Origin of the sequence: Carnobacterium viridans, from assembly GCF_900102725.1 — a bacterium.
GTDB lineage: Bacteria > Bacillota > Bacilli > Lactobacillales > Carnobacteriaceae > Carnobacterium_B > Carnobacterium_B viridans.
In genome coordinates, this window is record NZ_FNJW01000008.1 from 89,401 (window position 1) to 112,387 (window position 22,987).

Annotated in this window: 17 protein-coding genes, 1 pseudogene and 1 riboswitch; of the genes and pseudogenes, 15 read left to right on the forward strand and 3 right to left on the reverse strand. The window is 35.0% G+C overall.

What is annotated here, in order from left to right; genetic code table 11:
- The 7 genes from BLT48_RS01915 to pnp all read left to right on the forward strand — a co-directional run bounded on the left by BLT48_RS01915 (position 1) and on the right by pnp (position 9,372).
- Positions 1-564, forward strand: a complete 564-nt coding sequence (locus BLT48_RS01915; RefSeq protein ID WP_411155657.1) for a ComE operon protein 2 — start codon at positions 1-3, stop codon at positions 562-564.
- The gene (locus BLT48_RS01920) at positions 565-2,913 is read left to right on the forward strand and encodes a DNA internalization-related competence protein ComEC/Rec2 (RefSeq protein WP_226776666.1); all 2,349 of its coding nucleotides are present in this window, start codon (positions 565-567) and stop codon (positions 2,911-2,913) included.
- Between the two features lie 72 nt (positions 2,914-2,985).
- Positions 2,986-4,020 carry a DNA polymerase III subunit delta gene (gene holA, locus BLT48_RS01925; RefSeq protein WP_035022433.1) on the forward strand — a complete coding sequence of 345 codons (1,035 nt, stop codon included), beginning with the start codon at positions 2,986-2,988 and terminating at the stop codon, positions 4,018-4,020.
- A gap of 156 nt (positions 4,021-4,176) precedes the next feature.
- Complete coding sequence (gene rpsT, locus BLT48_RS01930) at positions 4,177-4,431, forward strand: 30S ribosomal protein S20 (protein ID WP_035022435.1); 255 nt, start codon at positions 4,177-4,179, stop codon at positions 4,429-4,431.
- A 215-nt stretch (positions 4,432-4,646) separates the two neighbouring features.
- Positions 4,647-6,641, forward strand: a complete 1,995-nt coding sequence (gene uvrB, locus BLT48_RS01935; RefSeq protein ID WP_089974754.1) for an excinuclease ABC subunit UvrB — start codon at positions 4,647-4,649, stop codon at positions 6,639-6,641.
- Positions 6,642-6,799: 158 nt separating this feature from the next.
- A complete protein-coding gene (gene rpsO / locus BLT48_RS01940; protein WP_035022440.1) occupies positions 6,800-7,069 on the forward strand; it encodes a 30S ribosomal protein S15 in 270 nt (89 codons plus the stop codon).
- Between the two features lie 194 nt (positions 7,070-7,263).
- Positions 7,264-9,372 carry a polyribonucleotide nucleotidyltransferase gene (gene pnp / locus BLT48_RS01945; protein WP_089974757.1) on the forward strand — a complete coding sequence of 703 codons (2,109 nt, stop codon included), beginning with the start codon at positions 7,264-7,266 and terminating at the stop codon, positions 9,370-9,372.
- 260 nt (positions 9,373-9,632) lie between these two features.
- Here pnp and BLT48_RS01955 read toward each other — a convergent pair whose 3' ends face one another.
- Entirely contained in the window at positions 9,633-10,400 is a 768-nt protein-coding gene (locus BLT48_RS01955; RefSeq protein ID WP_244885792.1) for an alpha/beta hydrolase, read from the reverse strand.
- A gap of 197 nt (positions 10,401-10,597) precedes the next feature.
- Here BLT48_RS01955 and BLT48_RS01960 point away from each other — a divergent pair, with 197 nt between their 5' ends.
- Genes BLT48_RS01960 through BLT48_RS01970 form a run of 3 tightly spaced genes read left to right on the forward strand, consistent with a single transcriptional unit; the run spans position 10,598 to position 14,270 of the window.
- Positions 10,598-11,647 (forward strand): aspartate-semialdehyde dehydrogenase, encoded by a 1,050-nt coding sequence (locus BLT48_RS01960; protein WP_089974763.1) that lies wholly within the window; start codon positions 10,598-10,600, stop codon positions 11,645-11,647.
- A gap of 32 nt (positions 11,648-11,679) precedes the next feature.
- Complete coding sequence (dapA, locus tag BLT48_RS01965) at positions 11,680-12,558, forward strand: 4-hydroxy-tetrahydrodipicolinate synthase (protein ID WP_176944050.1); 879 nt, start codon at positions 11,680-11,682, stop codon at positions 12,556-12,558.
- A 32-nt stretch (positions 12,559-12,590) separates the two neighbouring features.
- The gene (locus BLT48_RS01970) at positions 12,591-14,270 is read left to right on the forward strand and encodes a ribonuclease J (protein ID WP_089978612.1); all 1,680 of its coding nucleotides are present in this window, start codon (positions 12,591-12,593) and stop codon (positions 14,268-14,270) included.
- Between the two features lie 293 nt (positions 14,271-14,563).
- On the opposite strand, the pseudogene BLT48_RS14035 reads toward BLT48_RS01970, so the two are convergent.
- Together BLT48_RS14035 and BLT48_RS01985 are read right to left on the reverse strand one after the other, a co-directional pair.
- Positions 14,564-16,351 (reverse strand): annotated as a pseudogene (locus BLT48_RS14035) (ABC transporter permease/substrate binding protein).
- Positions 16,344-17,540, reverse strand: coding sequence for a quaternary amine ABC transporter ATP-binding protein (locus BLT48_RS01985; protein ID WP_035022460.1), 1,197 nt, complete (start codon positions 17,538-17,540; stop codon positions 16,344-16,346). The pseudogene BLT48_RS14035 and the gene BLT48_RS01985 overlap by 8 nt, the downstream one beginning before the upstream one ends.
- A gap of 435 nt (positions 17,541-17,975) precedes the next feature.
- Between BLT48_RS01985 and BLT48_RS01990 the strand changes: the two genes are divergently transcribed.
- From BLT48_RS01990 to BLT48_RS02010, 5 genes are all read left to right on the forward strand, one after another.
- Entirely contained in the window at positions 17,976-18,641 is a 666-nt protein-coding gene (locus BLT48_RS01990) for an HD domain-containing protein (RefSeq protein ID WP_035022464.1), read from the forward strand.
- A gap of 52 nt (positions 18,642-18,693) precedes the next feature.
- Entirely contained in the window at positions 18,694-19,188 is a 495-nt protein-coding gene (locus BLT48_RS01995; RefSeq protein WP_089974775.1) for a GNAT family N-acetyltransferase, read from the forward strand.
- An 88-nt stretch (positions 19,189-19,276) separates the two neighbouring features.
- Positions 19,277-19,380: riboswitch (TPP riboswitch) on the forward strand.
- A gap of 76 nt (positions 19,381-19,456) precedes the next feature.
- Positions 19,457-20,020 (forward strand): energy-coupled thiamine transporter ThiT, encoded by a 564-nt coding sequence (gene thiT / locus BLT48_RS02000; RefSeq protein WP_035022469.1) that lies wholly within the window; start codon positions 19,457-19,459, stop codon positions 20,018-20,020.
- A 161-nt stretch (positions 20,021-20,181) separates the two neighbouring features.
- The gene (gene cls / locus BLT48_RS02005; protein WP_089974778.1) at positions 20,182-21,633 is read left to right on the forward strand and encodes a cardiolipin synthase; all 1,452 of its coding nucleotides are present in this window, start codon (positions 20,182-20,184) and stop codon (positions 21,631-21,633) included.
- Positions 21,634-21,796: 163 nt separating this feature from the next.
- On the forward strand, positions 21,797-22,981 hold the full coding sequence (locus tag BLT48_RS02010) for a betaine/proline/choline family ABC transporter ATP-binding protein (RefSeq protein ID WP_035022475.1): 1,185 nt from the start codon (positions 21,797-21,799) through the stop codon (positions 22,979-22,981).
- Positions 22,982-22,987: the final 6 nt, after the last annotated feature.

The window sequence follows — 22,987 nt, forward strand, 5'->3', positions numbered from 1 at the left end:
ATGCTTAAGTTCATCAGCAACTTAAACAAACAAACGAGTAGGAGGAAGAATATGACTGAACGTATACCATGGGATCAATATTTTATGTCTCAGAGTTTGTTGTTGTCTTTACGAAGTACCTGTGCCCGATTAACTGTTGGAGCTACAATCGTAAGGGAAAAGAGGATTATCGCAGGAGGTTACAACGGTTCGGTAAGTGGAGATGTGCATTGTATAGATGACGGCTGCTACATTGTTGAAGGTCATTGTTTACGTACGATCCATGCTGAGATGAATGCGATTCTTCAGTGTGCAAAATTTGGAGCGCAGACTGAAGGTGCAGAAATTTATGTTACTCATTTTCCGTGCTTGCAATGTACGAAAATGATTATTCAAGCGGGTATCATAAAAATAAATTACTTAGAGGATTACCATAACAATGAGTATGCTTTGAAGTTGATTGAACAAGCCCACGTTCAATGTCAAAAAGTTGTCCTTCCAAAAGACTTTTTCCAACAACTAGATTTCAATACGAATGCTCAAACTAGTTTAAGCCAACTTAATGGACACACGCCACTCCAATAAGTGAAGGGATACGTTCTTTTTTCAGCTGTTTCTTGTTTATTATGTGCGATTGTTATTTTAAACCCTAATTGGTTGAGTATTATCCTGTTCTTGATTTGGTTGATCCGATTGCTGTTTACACGCAGAAAGAAGTGGATTATTTATTCTTGCTTGTTCATGAGTGTAACAGCTTTTTTTGTAGGAGTAGAAAAGTACAACAATCAAACACGTCTTTCGATGGACACTCAAAATTTTTTGATTGAAATGGATCCAAATCGATTAAAAATCGATGGAGATCAAGTGCAATTTTACGGTACAGTTACTCAAGCTGGAGAAACGCTAAAATGTTCTGAAGAAATTGTTGTTTTTTATCGATTGTCTACTAAAGAAGAAAAAGACTATTGGGAAAAGCAACAAAAAACAGCAAGTTTTGTAGTGATAGGATCTTTGATGAAACCTGAAAAAAATAGGAATTTAAATCAATTTGATTATCAGCGTTATTTGTCTCATAACAAAATTCATTGGATGCTAGAGGCAACATCAATTCAGGCACACTCTGGGCCTGAGAAACAAACTTTTTTGGATTTAATTAACTTGAAAAATATCAGACAAACTATCTTGTTTCACATTGAAAGTAAAACTACAATTCCTGTATCTAGTTACATTAAAACCTTATTATTCGCAGATACTGCTTCTATTGATGATCAAGTAATGAATGGATACAAAGAAATCGGGATTATCCATTTATTGAGTATTTCAGGTTTACATATCCAATTTTTGATAGCAGGGCTAACGTACATTTTATGGAGAGTAGGTGTGACACGTGAGCACACGTATATCCTTTTATTTATTTTTCTTCCTATATATGGAAGTTTGACTGGTTGGGGAACCAGTATTTTTAGAGCTGTTGTGATGAGTCTCATCAGTCAGACGGGTTCGCGTATTCGTAGACCTATTTCCGGATTAGATGCGTGGTCATATACACTGATTATCGGGCTTTGGATAGATCCATATCAATTATTTTCTATAGGTTTTCAATTAAGCTATCTACTTAGTTTGGCTTTGATTTTATTTTCGACGTCGTTGTTCAACCAATCAAAATACAGCACTATCAATAGCTTATCCATTTCTTTTGTTTTAACACTTATTTCTATACCGATTCTCAGTTTCCATTTTTTTGAGTTTTCGTGGATTGGAATGTTTGCTAATTTGCTTTTTGTTCCATTATTTACGTGGTTCATTATGCCCTTGATGATTGTATTGTTTTTTTGTTCTTATATTCTTTCGGGAACACTATTTTTTCAGTTTCTTATACACATAGCGGAATATTCGTTGGGCATGATTGAATGGCTAGTATTAAAGATCAGACTTTTTCCATATGGTACGATTGTTACTGGAAAAGTTCCTATGGTGTTATTTATTGTAACGGTGGTGGTCATGGTTATTTTTTTGATCGCATTAGAGCAGCAAAAGAAAAAGAAGAGCTCTCTTTTTTTGCTGGTAATTGTTTTCATAGTCTTTATTCACTATCAGAAATACAGCCCATTTGGAGAAGTTTTGATACTAGATGTAGGTCAAGGAGACGCAACTTTAATTAAAGAGCCTTTTGGAAAAGGAGTCTACTTAATAGACACAGGCGGGGCACTAGCGTTTGAAAAAGAAGAATGGCAAATAAGGAAAAAACAGTCAACGGTGGCAAGTCGTGTGTTGATTCCAGTGATTAAATCGTTAGGTGTAACCCAATTAGATCAAGTGTTGATTACTCATGGAGATGAAGACCACATGGGTGAATTAATTGAACTAGCTCAAGGTATCGAAATTAAGGAACTTATTTTCCCAGTAGGGACAACCAAAAAACAATCATTCTTTGATGCAGCTCAATCATTAGAAAAAAGTGGTGTGCCCTTACGTACAGTTAGTGCTAAACAATCACGAGACCAACTTTTTGGACCTTCTTTAACTGTTTTGTGGCCCTTAGATGATGGTGAAGGTGAAAACAATGATTCTCTTGTATTGTATGGGAAAATTGGTCAGTTTAATTGGCTGTTCACTGGAGATATTGAAGAGGCGGGAGAAGCAAAGTTAACAGCTCTTTACCCCAATCTAAGAGTGGATATTTTAAAAGTAGCACATCATGGCAGCCAAACTTCAACCAGTGAGAGTTTTATTCAAAAAATAAAGCCGAAAACAGCTTTGATATCTTGTGGGTTAAACAATCGCTACAATCACCCAAATGAGGATGTATTAAAACGATTGGCTTCATTAAATGCAGCAGTTTACCGGACAGATCTGCAAGGAAGTTTTAGGTACACCTATGCCGATTATTTACCCCAAGGGTTAAAAAAAGACTTTCAAACGATCTTAAAATAAATTGAAAATAGGCTTGCAAATTATTTTAATGCTTTGTACCATTAAGGCAATACAAGAAAGTGGTGGAACAGAGTGAATTTTGTATCAGAATTAGCAAAAATAAGAAAAGGCACGATTGCACATGTTTACGTTGTGTTAGGAACAGAATCCTATTTGGCAAGCGTAGCTAGAAAAACACTGTTGGACTCATTGCTTAGTGCAGAAGAATTGGAATTAAACTACGGTGCTTACGATATGGAAGAAGTTTCTATAGGAACAGCCTTAGAGGATGCAGAATCGATTCCGTTTTTTGGTGATCGTCGTCTCGTTTTTGTAGATAGGCCTATCTTCTTAACTGGTGATAAAACAAAATTAAAGATAGAACATGATGTAAAATGGTTAGAAAGTTACTTAACTCATCCTTCTGAGTCAACGACACTTGTATTCTTTGCTCCATATGAAAAATTAGATGAACGCAAAAAAATAACTAAGTTACTAAAAAAAACTGCCACCATAATAGAAGTAAATGCATTATCAGAAAAAGATATGCGAAAATACATCAAGGATACTATAGCAAATGAAGAGTACCGTTATTCACCAGAAGCATTTGAATTATTTATTCAATTAACAGATGCAAAATTATCTGTAGCCATGGGAGAATTGCCGAAACTTTTTATTTATGCTCAAGATACTAAATTTATTACACTAGAAGCCGTTCAAGAATTAGTGGCTAAATCTTTAGAACAAAACATTTTTGCGCTAAACGAATACGTTTTGAAAAAAGACGCAGGACAAGCTCTCAATTTATACCAAGATTTATTATTACAAAAAGAAGATCCTATTAAAATAAATGCGATTATGACTTCTCAATTTAGATTGCTTATCCAAGTCAAAATTTTAGAAAAAAAAGGGTATCAGCAAGGAGATATTGCTAAGCAGTTAAAAACGCATCCCTATCGTGTGAAATTAGCTATTCAACAAATGAGAAAAATTGAGGAGCATTCATTGATTGAAGCGTATAATGGATTGATTGATGCTGAGTATCGACTAAAGACAGGAAAAGGCGATAAAGAAATGCAATTTGAATTATTCGTTCTGCAGTATGCTCAAAAAAAGACAGCGAATTGAGAACAATACAAGCGTTTAAGATAATCCAGCTATCAAGTAAAAAAACTTTACACATTTTTATTGCATTGAAGCTTGTCTTTATGTATAATTGAATTTGTTGAAACAACTAGAATAGATTATTTTAAGTTGTAAATAATTGAAAGTGGGGTGAATCAAATGCCAAACATCGAAGCTGCAATCAAACGTGTTCGTACTTCTGAAAAATCAGCTGTACAAAACAACGTTCAAAAAAGTTCAATGCGTACTGCTATTAAAAAATATGCTCAATCTATTGAAGCAGGTAACGAAAATTCTGAACAATTACTTAAAGAAGCAATCAAAGCAATTGACATGGCTGCATCTAAAGGATTGATTCATAAAAATAAAGCTAACCGTGACAAATCTCGTTTAACTGCTAAATTAGCTAAATAAGAGGTCATTGTTATAACGTATATGTGAAAAAGCCTCAAGTCTTGATTATTCAAGACTTGAGGCTTTTTTATTTTTTGAATACTAGTGAAGTTTTATCAAATTAGTTGTAAGAACACACGTTCAGTGCTAAAATGATAAAATAGAATTGAAACTGTGTGTCTTGAATTAGACAGGCTTCTTTTTATATTGAATAGAAGTGCGAGGAGGTACTTGAAATGCCAAAAGACCAATTTGAACTGGTTTCTAAATACCAGCCTAGTGGTGATCAGCCGGATGCCATAAAAAAATTAATTAAAGGTATCGAAGCTGGAGAGAAAGAACAAACCTTATTAGGTGCTACAGGAACCGGAAAAACATTTACGGTCTCAAATGTCATTAAGGAAGTAAATAAGCCAACTTTAGTTATTGCACACAATAAAACATTAGCAGGTCAATTATATGGTGAGTTTAAAGAATTCTTTCCAGATAATGCTGTAGAGTATTTTGTCAGTTATTATGACTACTATCAGCCAGAAGCGTACGTTCCTTCAAGTGATACCTTTATTGAAAAAGAATCAAGTGTTAACGATGAGATAGATAAACTGCGTCATTCCGCAACGAGCGCATTGTTAGAACGAAGAGATGTCATTGTAGTAGCCTCAGTTTCATGTATCTACGGGCTAGTTAACCCTGAGGACTATAGGGATCACGTTTTGTCTTTACGTGTAGGTAATGAAATGAATCGTGATGAGATGTTGCGCCGTTTAGTCGACATGCAATTTGAACGTAATGATATTGATTTTCAACGTGGACGCTTTCGTGTTAGAGGAGACGTAGTGGAAATTTTCTTAGCATCACGTGATAGTGAAGCCATACGTGTAGAGTTCTTTGGAGATGAAATTGATCGTATCCGAGAAGTAGATGTTTTAACAGGTGAGATCAAGGCCGATGTTCAACATGTCCCTATTTTTCCGGCCACTCACTTTGTAGCGAACGATGAACAAACAAGATCAGCTATAAAAAATATCCAAGAAGAATTAGAAGAACGTTTAAAAGTTTTACGAGCTGAAGATAAGTTAATTGAAGCACAGCGTTTAGAACAGCGAACAAATTATGATTTGGAAATGTTGTTGGAAATGGGATATTGTTCAGGAATTGAAAATTATTCTAGACACATGGATGGGCGTAAACAGGGTGAAGCGCCTTACACACTAATCGATTTCTTCCCTGATGATTTTCTGATTGTCATAGATGAGTCTCATATTACAATGTCTCAAATTAGAGGGATGTATAACGGCGATAGGGCTAGAAAACAACAATTGATTGAGTATGGTTTCAGATTGCCAAGTGCTTTGGATAATCGTCCGCTTCGTCTAGAAGAATTTGAAAACCATGTAAATCAAATTATGTATATTTCGGCAACGCCAGGACCTTATGAATTGGAACGTGCTCCAGAAGTTATTGAACAAATTATTCGACCTACTGGATTATTAGATCCAATTATTGAAGTGCGTCCAATCAAAGGTCAAATTGATGATTTGATTGGTGAAATAAATGAACGAACCGAAAAAAATGAACGAGTATTTATTACTACATTAACTAAGAAGATGTCAGAAGATCTGACGGATTATTTGAAAGAGGTTGGCATTAAAGTTGCCTACTTGCATAGTGAGATAAAAACACTAGAACGAACCGAGATTATTCGAAATCTACGTCTAGGCGTATACGACGTATTAATTGGGATTAACTTGCTGCGTGAAGGTATCGATGTCCCAGAAGTATCGTTAGTTATTATTTTAGATGCAGATAAAGAAGGTTTCTTAAGAAGCGAACGTTCACTTGTACAGACAATTGGTAGGGCTGCGCGTAATGAAAACGGGAAAGTTATTATGTATGCAGACCGTATCACTGACTCTATGAGAGCCGCTATATCAGAGACTGAGAGACGTCGCGAAACCCAAGAAGAATACAATGAAAAACATGGCATCACGCCCAAAACGATTATCAAAGATATTCGCGATTTAATCTCGATTACTTCAGTAGTAGAAGGTGAGGATGAGGGAGCATCTGGTTTAGAAAATATTGCTAAGATGACGAGAGAGCAACGTCTAGAGCTGATTGATGGTATGGAAATTGAAATGAAGGTGGCAGCAAAAGAATTAAACTTCGAAAAAGCAGCTAATATAAGAGACATGATTTTAGAAATAACGGCACAGTATAAATTAAAATAATAGTACAAAAGAATGAAATAAATCTATTAAAACCTTGCAATTTCTTATAGACTCTAGTAGTATTTAATTGTGTACTAAACACATACCTTTTACTTGGTAAAACGAATCACCAACGTCTACTCAGTAAGAGGAAAAATCGAAGAAAGAGGTGCTTAGAAATGTCAATTTCTAAAGAACGCAAAAATGAGATCATCAAAGAATACGCAATCCACGAAGGAGATACAGGTTCTCCCGAAGTACAAATTGCTGTATTAACAGCTGAAATCAATCATTTAAACGAACATGCACGTGTTCACAAAAAAGACCACCATTCTTACCGTGGACTTATGAAAAAAATTGGTCACCGTCGTAACTTGCTTGCGTACCTACGCAACAAAGATATTACTCGTTACCGTGAATTGATTCAAAGATTAGGTCTACGTCGTTAATTTTTCGTAGTCTATTTAGAAGCGAGGTTCTAACGAATCTCGCTTCATTTTGTTTATAAAAGAAAAAGCTGTTTATTTTGTTGTCCATCCTACTATACAAATGTGAGTATTTAATTTGCTTAAATGCTGACATTTGTTTAGTAGCCTGTTTGGAAAAACGAATAAAAGCTTTAATAAAAGGAGAAATGCACACAATGACAGAGAAACAAGTTTTTACTAAAGAATGGGCAGGTCGTACATTAGAAATAGAAGTTGGACAATTAGCAAAACAAGCTAATGGTGCAGTATTGATTCGCTATAACGATACTGTAGTATTATCTGCAGCAGTAGCTAGCAAAAAAGCGAAAGACGTAGATTTCTTTCCTTTAACAGTAAATTACGATGAAAAAATGTATTCAGTTGGTAAGATCCCAGGTGGTTTTATTAAGAGAGAAGCTCGCCCAAGTGAAACAGCTACTTTAACAGCTCGATTAATTGACCGTCCGATTCGTCCGATGTTTGCAGAAGGATTTCGTAATGAAGTTCAAATTACAAATACCGTGATGTCTGTAGATCAAAATTGTTCACCCGCTTTTTCGGCGATGTTTGGTTCTTCTTTATCACTTGCTATTTCAGATATTCCATTTAACGGACCGATTGCAAGTGTTGATGTAGGCCGCGTAGACGGAGAATACATCATTAATCCAACTCTTGAACAAGAAGCATTATCAGACATTCATTTAACAGTTGCAGGAACTAAAGATGCCATTAACATGGTTGAAAGTGGAGCCGCTGAAGTTTCAGAAGAAGATATGCTTGGTGCTTTAATGTTTGGTCATAAAGCCATTCAAGAATTAGTTGCTTTCCAAGAAGAAATTGTAGTTGCTGTTGGAAAAGAAAAAATGGCTATTCAATTGTTGCAAATCGATGCAGATTTAGAAAAAGAAGTCAACAATGCTTTCCAAACTAAAATGATTGCTGCAATTCAAACCGAAGAAAAATTAGCTCGTGAAGAAAATATCGAAGCGGTTAAAGAAGAAGCAATGACCTTTTATGAAGAAAAATATCAAGACAACGATGAAGCTAAACGAATCAATAAAGAAGTAAAACAAATTGTTGAAGACATGGAAAAGAATGAAGTTCGTCGTTTGATTACAGTTGACAAAATTAGACCAGATGGTCGTAAGATTGATGAAATTCGTTCTTTAGCTTCAGAAATTGGACTATTGCCAAGAGCACATGGTTCTGGTTTATTCACTCGTGGACAAACTCAAGCTTTGTCTATAGCTACTTTAGCACCATTAGGCGAACATCAAATTATTGATGGTTTAGGAATTGAAAACAGCAAACGATTCATCCATCACTACAATTTCCCGCAATACTCTGTTGGGAGTACTGGACCATCACGTGGACCAGGCCGTCGTGAAATTGGACATGGAGCATTAGGAGAACGTGCATTAGCACAAGTTATTCCAAATGAAGAAGATTTTCCATACATGATTCGTTTAGTTGCTGAAGTTTTAGAGTCAAATGGTTCTTCATCACAAGCAAGTATTTGTGCAGGTACATTAGCTTTAATGGATGCAGGTGTTCCAATCAAAGCTCCAGTAGCTGGTATTGCAATGGGCCTTGTTAAAGAAGGCGAAAACTATACTGTCTTAACAGATATCCAAGGTTTAGAAGATCATTTAGGAGATATGGACTTTAAAGTAGCCGGTACGAGCAAAGGAATCACGGCTCTTCAAATGGATATTAAAATTGAAGGTATTACACAACAAATTTTAGAAGAAGCATTAACTCAAGCTAAAAAAGCTAGAATGGAAATTCTTGATGAATTGATTTCTACAATTGCTGAGCCACATGAAGAATTAAGTGCATACGCTCCTAAAATTGAAATGATGCAAATCAAACCGGAAAAAATCAAAGTTGTTATTGGCCGCGGTGGTGACCAGATCAATGCTATTATTGATGAAACCGGCGTTAAAATTGATATTGATCAAGAAGGAAATATCAGTATTGCATCTGAAGACGCAGCTATGATTAGACGCGCTAAAGAAATTATTGAAGAATTGACAAAAGATATTGAAGTCGGTAAAATTTATTCAGGAAAAGTGAAACGAATTGAAAAATTTGGAGCTTTTGTTGAAATTGCTAAAGGAAAAGATGGATTAGTTCATATTTCTGAATTAGCTAACGAACGTGTCGCTAAGGTTGAAGATGTTTTGACTTTAGGTGAAGTGATGGACGTTAAAGTTATCGAAATCGATAAACAAGGAAGAATCAATCTTTCTCGTAAAGTTTTGTTAACAACTGAAGAAAACTAAGAAATAGATAAAAAAAGAGCACAATTTGAAAAAAATTGTGTTCTTTTTTGCTATTCATTTTCTGGCGTTGATAAGGAAATTTCCTCCGAATTACGGGATAGCTTTCGGAAAGCCATGGGACCATTTTGAGCCGAAGAACGCGTCTCAAAATGGTTCCATGGCTGCAAGCTCCTCCTATTCCTCCAAAAATTTCTGGAATGTGTTAAAAGAAACTCAATTAATTACTAACCAACGTCAAATGTTGCAGAACCGCTTTTTTGCTATTCATTTTCTTTAATTTTTCTTAACCATTTTTCTAATTGGTCAACTGTCTGTTCTTGCTGTTGTTCGGGTGAAATGGTGGCAGGAAGATCACCCTCTTGGTCTCCATAATCGCCAAAACCAGCATGATTGCCTCCTTCAATAGTATAGAATGAGGTAGTAGCAGGTAAATAATCCTTGCCGAGCTGATAGGTCTCTTCATTAACTACGCCATCATTAGAGCCAATAAGGGAAAGAACTGAAATAGGCAGTTTATCTAACCGTCCCTTTTCATCTGGGTAACTAGCTAGTAAAAAAACACCTTTTAAAGATTCTGAATAACTTTCATTGGCAAAGCGACTAGCCATCACACCACCTAAGGAATGACCACCTATAACAAAATCTTGAATCTTTTCATCAGTGATAATGGTTTCTGCTTTATTTGCATCAGTTACAGCAAGGTTCAAAGCATGCTTAACAAGGTAAACGGGATATCCTTTTTCAGCAAGTTTTGCCGCAATGGAACTGTAACTTTTTTCTTCTACAAGGCCACCTTGATAAAAGAGGATAGAAATAGATTGTTGTTCATTTAATGGACTGAAAATAATCGCATCTGAGGATTCTTCAACCCTATATTGATCAGTAGTCTCTGTTTCATTTAATGCGTCACTTAAAGGTTGATAGGTTTTAGACTGTACAAAAAACAAACTGCCTAGTAAAACCAAAATGAAAAAAATAAAACAACCAATTAAAATTTTATAGCTGCGCTTCATAAATACTCCTTTCAAAAAAATAATTTAAATAAAGTCGAACAAAAAAAGTGTATCATATAATTTGTTGTATTCGTTAGATAAATCAAACAAAACAAAGTGAATAATCTACATTTGTATAAATTACTCAAGAATTGTGCTAAAATGTATAGTGGGAATACATGGAGTCATAAGATAAAATTTAAAAATAGAAATAGGTATTAGGAGAGATATAAATGAATGGATATACTATTGCAGTCGTAGGAGCAACAGGAGCTGTAGGAACAAAAATGATTCAAATGTTAGAACAAGCCAATTTTCCAATCAATGAAGTGAAACTCTTAGCTTCGAAACGATCAGCTGGAAAAAAAGCTTTATTTAATGGAAAAGAAATTGAAATCCAAGAAACAACGGCAGATTCTTTTGAAAATGTTGATATTGCATTATTTAGTGCAGGTGGATCAATTTCAAAACAATTTGCTCCTGAAGCAGTAGAACGTGGTGCAGTTGTCATTGATAATACAAGTGCATACCGAATGGATGCTGAAGTGCCTTTAGTCGTTCCGGAAGTAAATGAGGAAGCTATTCGTTCTCATAAAGGAATTATTGCTAACCCGAATTGCTCAACGATTCAAATGATGGTTGCGCTAGAACCCATTCGCAAACAATATGGATTAGATCGGGTCATTGTTTCAACCTATCAAGCAGTAAGCGGAGCTGGAGTTTCAGCTGTTAAAGAAATGAAAGAACAAGCACAACATATGTTGAATGATGAGCCTTATGAAGCGGCTATTTTACCATCAGGTGGAGATAAAAAACATTTTCCAATCGCTTTCAATGCATTGCCACAAATCGATTTGTTTACGGAAGATGGCTATACGTTTGAAGAGTTGAAAATGATCAATGAAACTAAAAAAATTATGGGCGATGATCATATAAAAGTTTCTGCAACATGCGTCCGTATTCCAGTTGTTTCAGGACATTCGGAGTCTGTTTATATTGAAGTAAAGGAAGATGGAGCTAGTGTAGCTTCTATTCAAGAACTCATGAAAAACGCACCAGGTGTAGAGCTTCAAGATGATCCTGATAATCAAGTTTATCCAACAGCTTTGGAAGCAGAAGGTAAAAAAGAAACATTTGTTGGAAGAATTCGGAAAGATCGTGACTTAGATAAGGGTTATCATATGTGGATCGTTTCGGATAACTTAATCAAAGGTGCAGCTTGGAATTCTGTTCAAATTGCTGAAAGCTTACACAAGTTAAAATTAATTAAAACAACTAATTAAGATAGTCGAATTTAAGATAGAGGGTGATGGTATTGGATTTGAAAAAAGCACGCATTATAACCGCGATGACTACTCCATTTGATGAAGAAGGATTAATTGATTATGGACGACTAGAAAAGGTAATCAACTTCTTACTTGAAAATGGAACAGAAGGTTTAGTAGTAGGAGGCACAACTGGAGAATCTCCTACGTTAACTCATGATGAAAAGTTAAATTTATACCGTAAGACAGTTGAATTAGTTGCAGGACGTGTTCCAATCATTGCCGGTACGGGGTCATTTAACACTGCTGAAACGATTGCTTTTACAAAAGAGGTTGAAACTCTTACAGGCATAGATGCAGCACTAGTAGTGACGCCATACTACAGTAAGGCTAACCAAGCTGGTTTGTATGCTCATTTTGAAGCAGTAGCTAAAAATACTAAACTGCCGATTATCATTTATAACGTTCCAGGACGGACTAGTGTTTCGATTGATCCTAAGACAACCATTAAACTTTCATTGATTGAAAATATTATTGGTGTGAAAGAATGTTTAGGTTTAGATGCTTTAAGCGAAGAAATTGAAAATACACCAGATGACTTTTTAGTTTATACTGGTGAAGATGGGAATGCTTTTCCTGCTAAATGTATCGGAGCAACGGGCGTTATTTCTGTAGCAAGTCATGTTTTAGGGAACGAGATGTCTGAAATGTACAACTTGTTGCAAGAAGGTTCTATGGCCCAAGCCGCTAAGATTCATCGTCAAATAGTACCTAAAATGAACAGTTTATTTACTGTTCCTTCTCCAGCACCTGTTAAATTTGCGTTAAACTACTTAGGTATTAACGTTGGTGGATTGAGATTGCCATTAGTACCTTGTACAAAAGCAGAAGAAGATTATGTGTTAACTGAATTAAATTGGAAAAAATAAAAAAACGAAATGAAAGTGAAAGAGGTGAAGAAATGAGTACAATAAAAATTATCCCACTAGGGGGTGTACGTGAAAATGGAAAAAACATGTATGCTGTTGAGGTGGATGAAGACATATTTGTTTTAGATTGCGGGTTAATGTTTCCAGAAACAGAATTATTAGGAATTGATGTAGTCATTCCTGACTTTAGTTATTTAGAAGAAAATAAAAACCGTGTTACAGCAGTGTTTTTAACTCATGGTCATGAAGATGCAATTGGGGCACTACCTTATTTTCTTCAGAAATTTGATGTTCCAGTATTTGGAACTGAATTAACCATAGCTTTAGCAAAATTGTTTGTTGAAAAAGATAGTCAAGTTAGTTCATTTGATGATTACCATATTGTTGATGAAAACACAGAGATTGAATTTGGCGATGTTGTGGCTAGTTTCTTTAGAACAACCCATACTATTCCAGATTCTGTTGGAGTAGCTCTTAAGACTGATGAAGGAAGCATTGTCTATACAGGAGATTTCAAGTTCGATCAAAGTGCAAAACCAATGTACCAAAGCAATTTATCCCGTATTGCGGATATTGGTAAAGGTAAGGTTTTAGCTTTATTGAGTGATTCAAGTGAAGCTGAGAGCCCTGTTGAAAATATAAGTGATCTAAAAATAGCAGAAGAAGTATTGGATACATTCCAAAATGCTGAAGGTCGTATTATTGTTGCCAGCGTAGCTAGCAATATCTTGCGTATCCAACAAGTATTTGACGCTGCTCACAAATCTCACAAGAAAATCTTTATTACGGGAAGTAATCTTGAAGAGATCGTTCAAATAGCTATGCAACTGAATAAACTTCAATTGCCAAACGAAGATTTGATTGTTCCAATAACAGATATTGAAAAATACAGTGACCAAGAAATTGTTGTGTTAGAAACGGGCCTTACTGGCGAGCCAATTAAAACGTTAACACGTATGGCAAAAGGAAAGCACACTCAAGTAAATATCAAAGAGGGCGATCTAGTTTATATCGTAACAAGCCCATCGACAGCAATGGAAGTAACCGTTGCCCAAGCAGAAAACTTGATCTACCGAGCAGGTGGAACAGTAAAACAAATTTCAGATAATTTGAAAGCTTCTGGCCATGCTACTCCAAATGATCTAAAACTAATGATTAATCTGATTAAACCGACTTACTTTATTCCAGTTCAAGGAGAATATCGTATGCTTTCGGCTCATGCCAAACTTGCACATGAAGTTGGAATGCCATATAAGAATATTTTTATACCGGGCAAAGGCGATATCATGGAATATAAAAATGAGCGTATGCATGTAGCTGGACAAGTGACAGTAGGGAATACAATGGTCGATGGTATCGGAATCGGCGATATCGGAAATATTGTTTTACGGGACCGTAAATTGTTATCTGAAGATGGTATTTTTGTAGCGGTAGTTACTATTAATCGTAGAAAAAGTAAAATTATTTCAGGTCCTGAAGTCATGACTAGAGGTTTTGTATACGTTAAAGAAAATACGGATCTAATTAATCAAAGTAATGAGATCATTAGAGAAGTAGTAGAAGAAAATTTAAATCGTAAAGAATTTGAATGGAGCCGTTTGAAACAAGAAATCAGAGATGCGTTAAATAAACATCTTTTTGAACAGACACGTAGACGCCCAGTTATTCTACCGATCATCATGGAAACAAGTTCACGCAATCGTAAAAATTAGATAGAATAAAAAAGCTCTTATTTTCTTTTAAAAAAGAAAATAAGAGCTTTTTTTGTAAAAGAAGAGCACTCACATTAAGTGAATGCTCTGGTTCTATACTTTTTAGTGTTGATAGCTTAGTTAAATTGGTTACAGGATATTTCTAGAGGAATAGGGTCTGTTTGTGGCCATGTAAAGGATTCAATGCTCTCCACAAGTAAAACCGTCTATTTCAGAAGTAATTTTGTTTTGTTCTATCACCATCATTTGACGAAGAGCTAATGCTCTTTAATCGAAAGTGATTACAGACTAGCTTATTTTGCTACTCCTTCAGTCCACTCAGCAACACGTTCAGGATTTGCTTCAATCCAAGCTTCAGCCGCATCTTCAGGATCTTCTCCTTCAGAAATATCTAGCATAATGCTTTCCATTTCTTCGGTTGTCCAATTAAATTGATCTAATACTTGATAAGCTTCAGGCATATCTTCTTCAAGACCTTCACGAGCCATTGTATTGATTGTTTCTGATTCACCAAATGAATTTTCAGGATCTTCTAAATATTTCAAGTCATAAGAGGCGAACATCCAGTGTGGAGACCAACCAGTGATAACGATATCTTCTTTATTTTGAATCGCTTGCCCTAATGCAACAGTCATGGCACCTGATGAAGAAGTTTTAAGCTCCCATTCACTTAAATTTTCATAATCATTTAAAGCATTTTCAGTTGCGGCAACAACACCTGCACCAGGTTCGATACCAGTGATGCTCATTTCTGCTTCATCTTTAAGGTCAGCAATTGAATCCACATCCATATATTCAGGAACGACAAGGCCAACTAATGCGCCTTCTAAGTTTGGTCCTAAATTAACCATTTGATCGCCATATTCTTCAAATTGAGAACCGTGAGTAGCAGGTAACCAAGCAGCTACCATAGCGTCAGCATCCCCACTAGATACGGCTTGCCACATTACAGCGTTATCTAATGGAGTTAGTGTTACATCGTAACCTAAGTCTTCTAATACTTTACCAATAACGTTAGTAGAAGCAACTTCAGTATCCCATTCAACATAAGATAATTCAATTTCTTGTCCTTTACCAACAGAATCTTCATCTGTTTTAGCATCTTCTGTTGAACAACCTGCTGCAACTAATGATAATCCTAAACCTGCTGTGAGACCTAAATGTTTCCAACTAATTTTTTTCATATTAAATTGAATTCCCCTTTTCAGTAACTAATTTTTTAATGATTATGTTATTTATTTTTTATTTAATTTTTGAGTTAAGCGGTCAATAATGATCGCTAAGACAACTAAACCTAAACCAGATACGAAACCTGTTCCGATTTGTGCACGTTGTAAAGAAGAAAGAACTTCTCTACCTAAACCTGGAGCTCCAATCATTGAAGCAATAACTACCATAGATAAAGCCAACATAACAGTTTGGTTGATACCAGCCATAATCGTTGATTTAGCTAAAGGTAATTCTACTTTAAATAATTTTTGAGCACCTGTGCTACCAAAAGACTCAGAAGCTTCAACTAACTCATTTGAAACTTGTCTAATTCCAAGATTAGTAAAGCGAACAGTAGGTGGGATGGCAAAGATTAAAGAGGCAAATACCCCTGGGACCATACCGATACCAAAGAAAGCAACTGCAGGAATCAAGTAAACAAAAGCTGGCATTGTTTGCATGAAATCAAGAATAGGAGCAATAACAGCATTTGCGATTTTACTCTTAGCCATTAAAATTCCGAATGGAACTCCAATGATAACAGACAATAGACTTGCAACCAATACTAAAGTCAGGGTATTCATTAAGTCTTCCCAAAGACCTTGATTATAGGTAAACCAAAGGCCAATGATTGTAAATGTCGCCAATCCGAATTTTTTTCTTGAAGCAAAAAAAGCAATTACAGCAATAATCAAAATAAACAAAACTGGTGGAACAAGTAATAATGTATCTGTCACAAATTTCATAAGGATTTCTGAATATTTTTGAATAGGGTCAAACAAAAAAGCAAACGTTTGAGTTACCCAACTTGTAAAGTTTTCTACAGCATCAGCTACTGGCAATTCTGGGATGATATCTAATATACTAGACATTTTCGAGCACCTCACTTTCTCCTGCAAGAGCAGCTATTACAGCGCCTCTGACAATTATACCAACTAACTTACCATCATCTACAACTGCTACGGGAGTAGTTGCATCATGAATAACTGAAAAAATATCGTTCATGGAAGTTGTTCTAGTAACAGTTGGAATGTCTTTTTTCAGGATGTTTTCAATTGTTGTAATATTATTCTTACGAGCATCTGAAGCATCTTCTGCTGTGATATAACCTAAAAGATTACGTTGGCTATCTACAACTAGGATGCTGGATATCCCTTCACTACGCATTTGCTCAAGTGCAAATCGCGGACCATGATTTTTTATATTCAAAGTTTCAGGACGTTGCATGATATTCTCTGCTGTGAGTACTTTAGAACGATCAACGTCTTCAACAAATTTTTCAACGTAATCATTAGCTGGATTAGTTAATATTTCTTCAGGAGTACCGATCTGTACAATTGATCCATCTTTCATCAAGGCGATTTTATCCCCAATTCGTAAAGCTTCATTTAAATCATGAGTGATAAAAATAATCGTTTTTTTCACTTTAGATTGAAGCTCAATTAATTCATCTTGCATTTCACGACGAATCAATGGGTCTAATGCTGAGAAAGCTTCATCCATTAATAATATTTCAGGGTCATTCGCTAAAGCACGTGCTAATCCTACACGTTGTTGCATTCCGCCAGATAATTGATTAGGGTATTGATCTTTGTACTCACCTAAACCTGCATTATCTAGAGCTTTTTGAGCTCTTTGTTGTCTTTCAGCCTTGTCAACACCTTGAATTTCTAGACCATATTCAGTATTTTCTAAAATTGTTCGATGAGGAAAGAGACCAAAATTTTGGAAAACCATACTTAATTTTTCTCTTCTGACTTGACGTAAAGCTTTTTTATCCATTTTAGAAAGATTCTCATCATCTATATAGATATCTCCTTTTGTAGGATCGATTAAACGATTGAACATTCGAACAAGAGTTGATTTTCCGCTACCAGATAATCCCATAATAACGAAAATTTCACCTTCTTCAATAGTGAAACTAACATTATTAACTCCGACAGTGGCCCCCGTTTCTTTTAGAATTTCTTGCTTAGATTTTTGTTCTTTCAACATTTCTAAGGCTTGTGTTGTTCTTTTACCAAAAACTTTCGATACATTTTCAACAGTTATTTTTGACAAAATAACATCTCCTTTCCCTTTTTAGGTATGAATCTCAAACTAGTAAATCAAAATGATATAAGAGAGAATCCAAACATAAATTGACTAGCCAATCACTTTTCATAGTAGTTTTATCTAAAACCACTTTTACGAAAAAACAACGACAACTATTCATAAAAAAAATAGTTCTAAATGGAACACAATAATCAGTGTAACATGAATGAAAAAAAATGAAAAACAAAAGCATTTTCAAAAATAAGCTTTAGTACCTTTGTTTTGCCTTCATAACAGACCTTAGAGCACGAATAAAAAAAATGAAAAAACTTTTTTTTTGCCCCTTTTTTGCCCGTTTTTTGAAAAAAATTAACATTAGGTTGGACATATAACTTGTGGTTTTTAAAAGGGATTGCTAAACTAATTTTAAGTACTTTAATATCTCAAAAGGGTGGACGATGGATGTTAACACAATTGCAAAAAAAAATAATAAATGAGACAGAAGAATACGTCTACCAACTTTTAAAAGATGATGCTAGTGGTCATGATTGGTGGCACATTCACCGCGTACGAAATTTAACTAAAAGTATAGCGCAAAAAGAAAAAGGCAATATTAATCTGTTTATTTGTGAAATGGCTGCTCTCTTACATGACGTAGCAGACGGCAAGTTAAATAAATCTGAAGCTGAAGGAGAAAAAAAGGTTAGAGTATGGCTTTCCAGATATTCACTAAGCAAACAAGAAATCGAACAGGTAATGGAAATTATTCTTCATATGTCTTATAAGGGCGGAACAAATAAAGTTATACTATCTTCTATAGAAGGACAAATTGTTCAAGATGCAGATCGGTTGGATGCAATAGGGGCGATCGGAATTGCACGAACGATGGCCTACTCAGGTTCAAAAAAACGGTTAATTCATGATCCAGCGAAAAAACCACGAAATCAGCTTACAATTGAAGATTATCGTTCGGGAGAAGACACAGCAATTATGCATTTTTATGAAAAATTATTGAAATTAAAAAATAAGATGAATACGAGTATTGGAAAAGAAATGGCTGAAAAAAGGCATGCTTACATGGAAGCATACTTAGAAGAGTTTTATGCTGAGTGGGATGGGGAAAAATAGCTCACAACTTAAAATTCTATGGGATTTGAAATGAAAGTATGGGAGGCTTGTTATGAATGATATAAATGATCTAATATTAAGAGAAGCAACGGTAGGCGATATTCTTATAATAGAAGATTATACAATAGAAGAAACACCCTATACAGTGAAACCTATGGATGGTATGACAGAAAGTTTACATGAAAGCGAAAAACATCCGATTTTAGTGTTAGACGGGGATAAAATGGTAGCCTTTTTTATTCTTCAAACTGGAGATGCTGTTCTAAAGTATGGTTCAAACTCACATGCAATCTTATTAAAAGCCCATTCAGTTGATAGGCAGTATCTAAAACAAGGATATGGAAAAGCATCAATAGAAAAACTACCTAGTTTTGTTAGCGAACATTTTCCTTCTATTAATGAAATTATCTTATTAGTTGATTACGATAACATTAGTGGACAAATGCTGTATATGAAATCTGGATTTAAAGACACTAAAAATAGGGTGAAAGAGTTAGATGGATATAAATTTATTTACTCTAAAACACTTACAAACGAAATAAGTTAATATTGGGGTGAAAAACCTTATAAATGATTTATTGACAACTCCTAACAATCATCGTAAAATAGAGGATGTAATAAAAATTAAATGAACAACCATCACAAAGGGGTGCTGTAAAAAGCTGAGATTGAATCAATTGATTCTAACCCTTGGAACCTGTTCGTTAGGACGAGCGTAGGGATTGTGACGGGGACGAAATGTTATTTATGTATAATGATAATTCGAGCTCCTCCTTTGATGTGTGGCACTGTTCAACACATAAGGAGGAGTTTTTTTGAGAAATGATCGATTACGAGTTTGGATAGAAGGAACAATAGTTGCTGCTTTAGCTATTGTATTGTCCCTGATTCCAACAAATATTGGAACAGGATTTACCATCTCTTTAGGGATGATACCGCTGACCTTGTTTGCTTTTAGACGTGGATTTGTAGCAGCGACTGCAGCGGGTTTTCTTTGGGGGGTTTTGCATTTTTTGATAGGAAATGCTAGTATTTTGCATCCATTACAAGGATTTATAGAGTATTTTGTTGCATTTGCATTTGTTGGTTTTGCAGGCGTAGTTAGGAAGCCTTTACAACTTGCTTTTAAAGAAAATAATCAATTCAAACAATATCAATTTATTTTAATTGGAACGATTACTGGTACAATTGCCCGTTTCTTTTGGCACTTTATTGCAGGTTATTATTTCTGGGGAAGCTATGCTCCTGAAGGCATGAATCCCATTTGGTACTCATTTATTGCGAATGGTGGAAGTGCATTAGCAACGGGAATAGCTACTAGTGTAGTGTTGTGCATCATGGACAAAACGACGCCAACTTTATTTTTACCAAAAAACTAAGGTTTGATTTACTTAAATAAGTCTATAGATTGAGAGATTGGATAATTACTCCAGTCTCTTTTTTCTTTGATAATTATTTTTTTATACAACTAATTTCTAGTAGCTAAAAGAAAAAGGAAGTAGTAAGATTAGATAATAATAAGGTGGAGAGGAATACTTGAATGGACATTATAAGATACATATTATTAGGGCTCTACTTTTTGAACCTTTTACTTTCCGTTATTACAGTATTTCGTGAAAAACGTGATATTGCAGCTACTTGGGCTTGGTTACTTGTGTTAATTCTTTTACCAGGTATAGGATTTATTTTTTATTTATTTATTGGGAAAAAATTGACCCGCGAAAAAATATTTGATATTAAATCGCAAGAAAATATAGGTATGCCAGAGCTTGTGCAGGCTCAAAAGGAAATGCTGGCTGATGATGAAGACTTATTATCTGAAAGACAAGCCTCTGAAAATGCTAAGGAAATGGCTAGTTTGTTTTTAGAAAGTGATGAATCCATTTTAACAAAAGGAAACAAGGTTGAGTTATTTACCGATGGGGCAGAAAAATTTGATTCATTAATTGAAGATATTTCTAAAGCAGAACATCATATCCATATGATCTATTACATTATTCATAACGATAAAATTGGGAAACGTGTCCTCAGAGCATTGGAAGAACGTGCAGCTGCAGGAGTAGAAGTTCTTGTCATTTATGATGCATTAGGATCTAGATCATTAAGACCAAAATTTTTTAAAACCTTAAAAAAATTAGGTGGAAAAGCTGAACCGTTTTTTGGATCTAAGCTACCAATTATTAATTTACGCTTTAATTATCGGAATCACCGGAAAATTGTAGTAATTGATGGTAAAATTGGGTACACTGGTGGTTTTAATGTAGGAGACGAATATTTAGGCGAATATAAGAAATTTGGCTACTGGAGAGACACTCATTTGAAAATTCAAGGAAATGCAGTGTTAGCGTTGCAAACTCGCTTTCTAATGGACTGGAATGCAGCTGTTTCAAACCATAAATTGGAATATGAAGAAAATTATTTTCCTTTGATTGATAAAAAAGGACACGCAAATATTCAAGTTGTGTCTAGCGGTCCTGATTCAGATCTTGAACAAATAAAAAAAGGGTATATCAAAATGATTAGTATGGCAAAAGAATCAGTTTTCATACAAACACCCTATTTTGTTCCAGACGATTCAGTATTAGAATCTATCCAAATTGCCGTTATGTCTGGAATTGACGTGAAAATTATGATACCAAATAAACCAGATCATCCCTTTATTTATCGTGCAACAATGTATTACGCAGAGGCTATGGTAAATGCAGGAGCAGAAGTATACATCTACGATAATGGTTTCTTACATGCAAAAACAGTTGTTGTTGATGGAGATATATGTTCGATTGGGACAGCCAACTTTGATATCCGAAGTTTTAAATTAAATTTTGAGGTGAATGTTTTTATCTACGATGATAAGATTGCAAAACAACAAGAACAATTTTTCTATGAAGATATGAAGAAAAGTTATCTGTTAACTAAAGAAATGCTAGACAACCAATCTAAATGGTTAAAATTTAAACAAATATTTTCACGATTATTCTCTCCAATATTATAAACAATAAATAAGCAAGGTTGAAACAAGTAATTTTTTGTTTCAACCTTGCTTATTTATGAGTGTATTTTAATTAAAAAGTATCAAATTTGCTTAGGAGTAGCTTCTTTGAGATAATGAGTAGGAGTATGGTCAAAAAAACGAAACTATATAAGAGGTGAATGTAATGATAGAATTTAAAAATGTTTCCAAAGTCTACAAAGGTGGAAAAAAAGCTGTTGACAATATTAACCTCACATTTAATGATGGAGAGTTTATTGTATTTATTGGTACGAGTGGAAGTGGAAAAACAACTTCTATGCGTATGATCAATCGCATGATTGAACCAACATCAGGCCAGATTTTAATTAACGGAGAAGATATTATGAAGAAAGATTCTGTTCAGTTGAGACGTAAAATCGGCTATGTTATCCAACAAATTGGCTTAATGCCACATATGACCATTTATGACAATATCGTAATGGTTCCTAAATTATTAAAATGGACTGAAGATAAGCAACGAGAATCTGCAGAACGTTTATTAGAGAAAGTCGATTTGCCAAAAGAATTTTTGTCACGTTACCCAGCTGAACTTTCTGGTGGACAGCAACAAAGAATTGGAGTTATCCGTGCTTTAGCCGCTGATCAAGATGTGATATTGATGGATGAGCCATTTGGAGCATTAGACCCTATTACTAGAGATGCTTTACAAGAATTAGTTAAAGAGTTGCAAGTGGAAATGGGGAAAACTTTTATTTTTGTTACTCATGATATGGATGAAGCGTTAAAATTAGCTGATCGCATTGTTATTATGCAGAACGGGCGTGTAGTACAGTTTGATACGCCAGATAATATATTAGCTGAACCGGCCAATCAATTTGTTGAAGATTTTATCGGTGAAGACCGTTTAATTCAAGCTAGACCAAATATTCAAACAGTAGATCAAGTCATGATAAAAAATCCGATTTCAGTAACTCCAGGAAAATCAATTTCAGAAGCTATCCGTTTAATGAGAGATAAACGCGTGGATTCGTTATTTGTGACCGATGATTCAGGTGTGTTGAAAGGATATGTAGATATCGAAAAAATTGACCGTAACCGTAAGCGTGCGACAAGTGTTGGCGACATCATGATTGATAAAGTTTATTTTGTTAGAGAAGGCACTCTTTTAAGAGACACTGTTCAACGGATTCTAAAACGTGGATTTAAAAATATCCCAGTTGTGGATAATAAAGGTCGTTTAATTGGTCTAGTTACTCGTGCTTCATTAGTAGATGTGGTTTACGATACGATATGGGGTGAAGAACAAGAAGAAGAGCTGACAACCAGCAGTGTTTTTGAGACAACCAGTCCTAAAGAAAGCAACGAATAGAGGAGG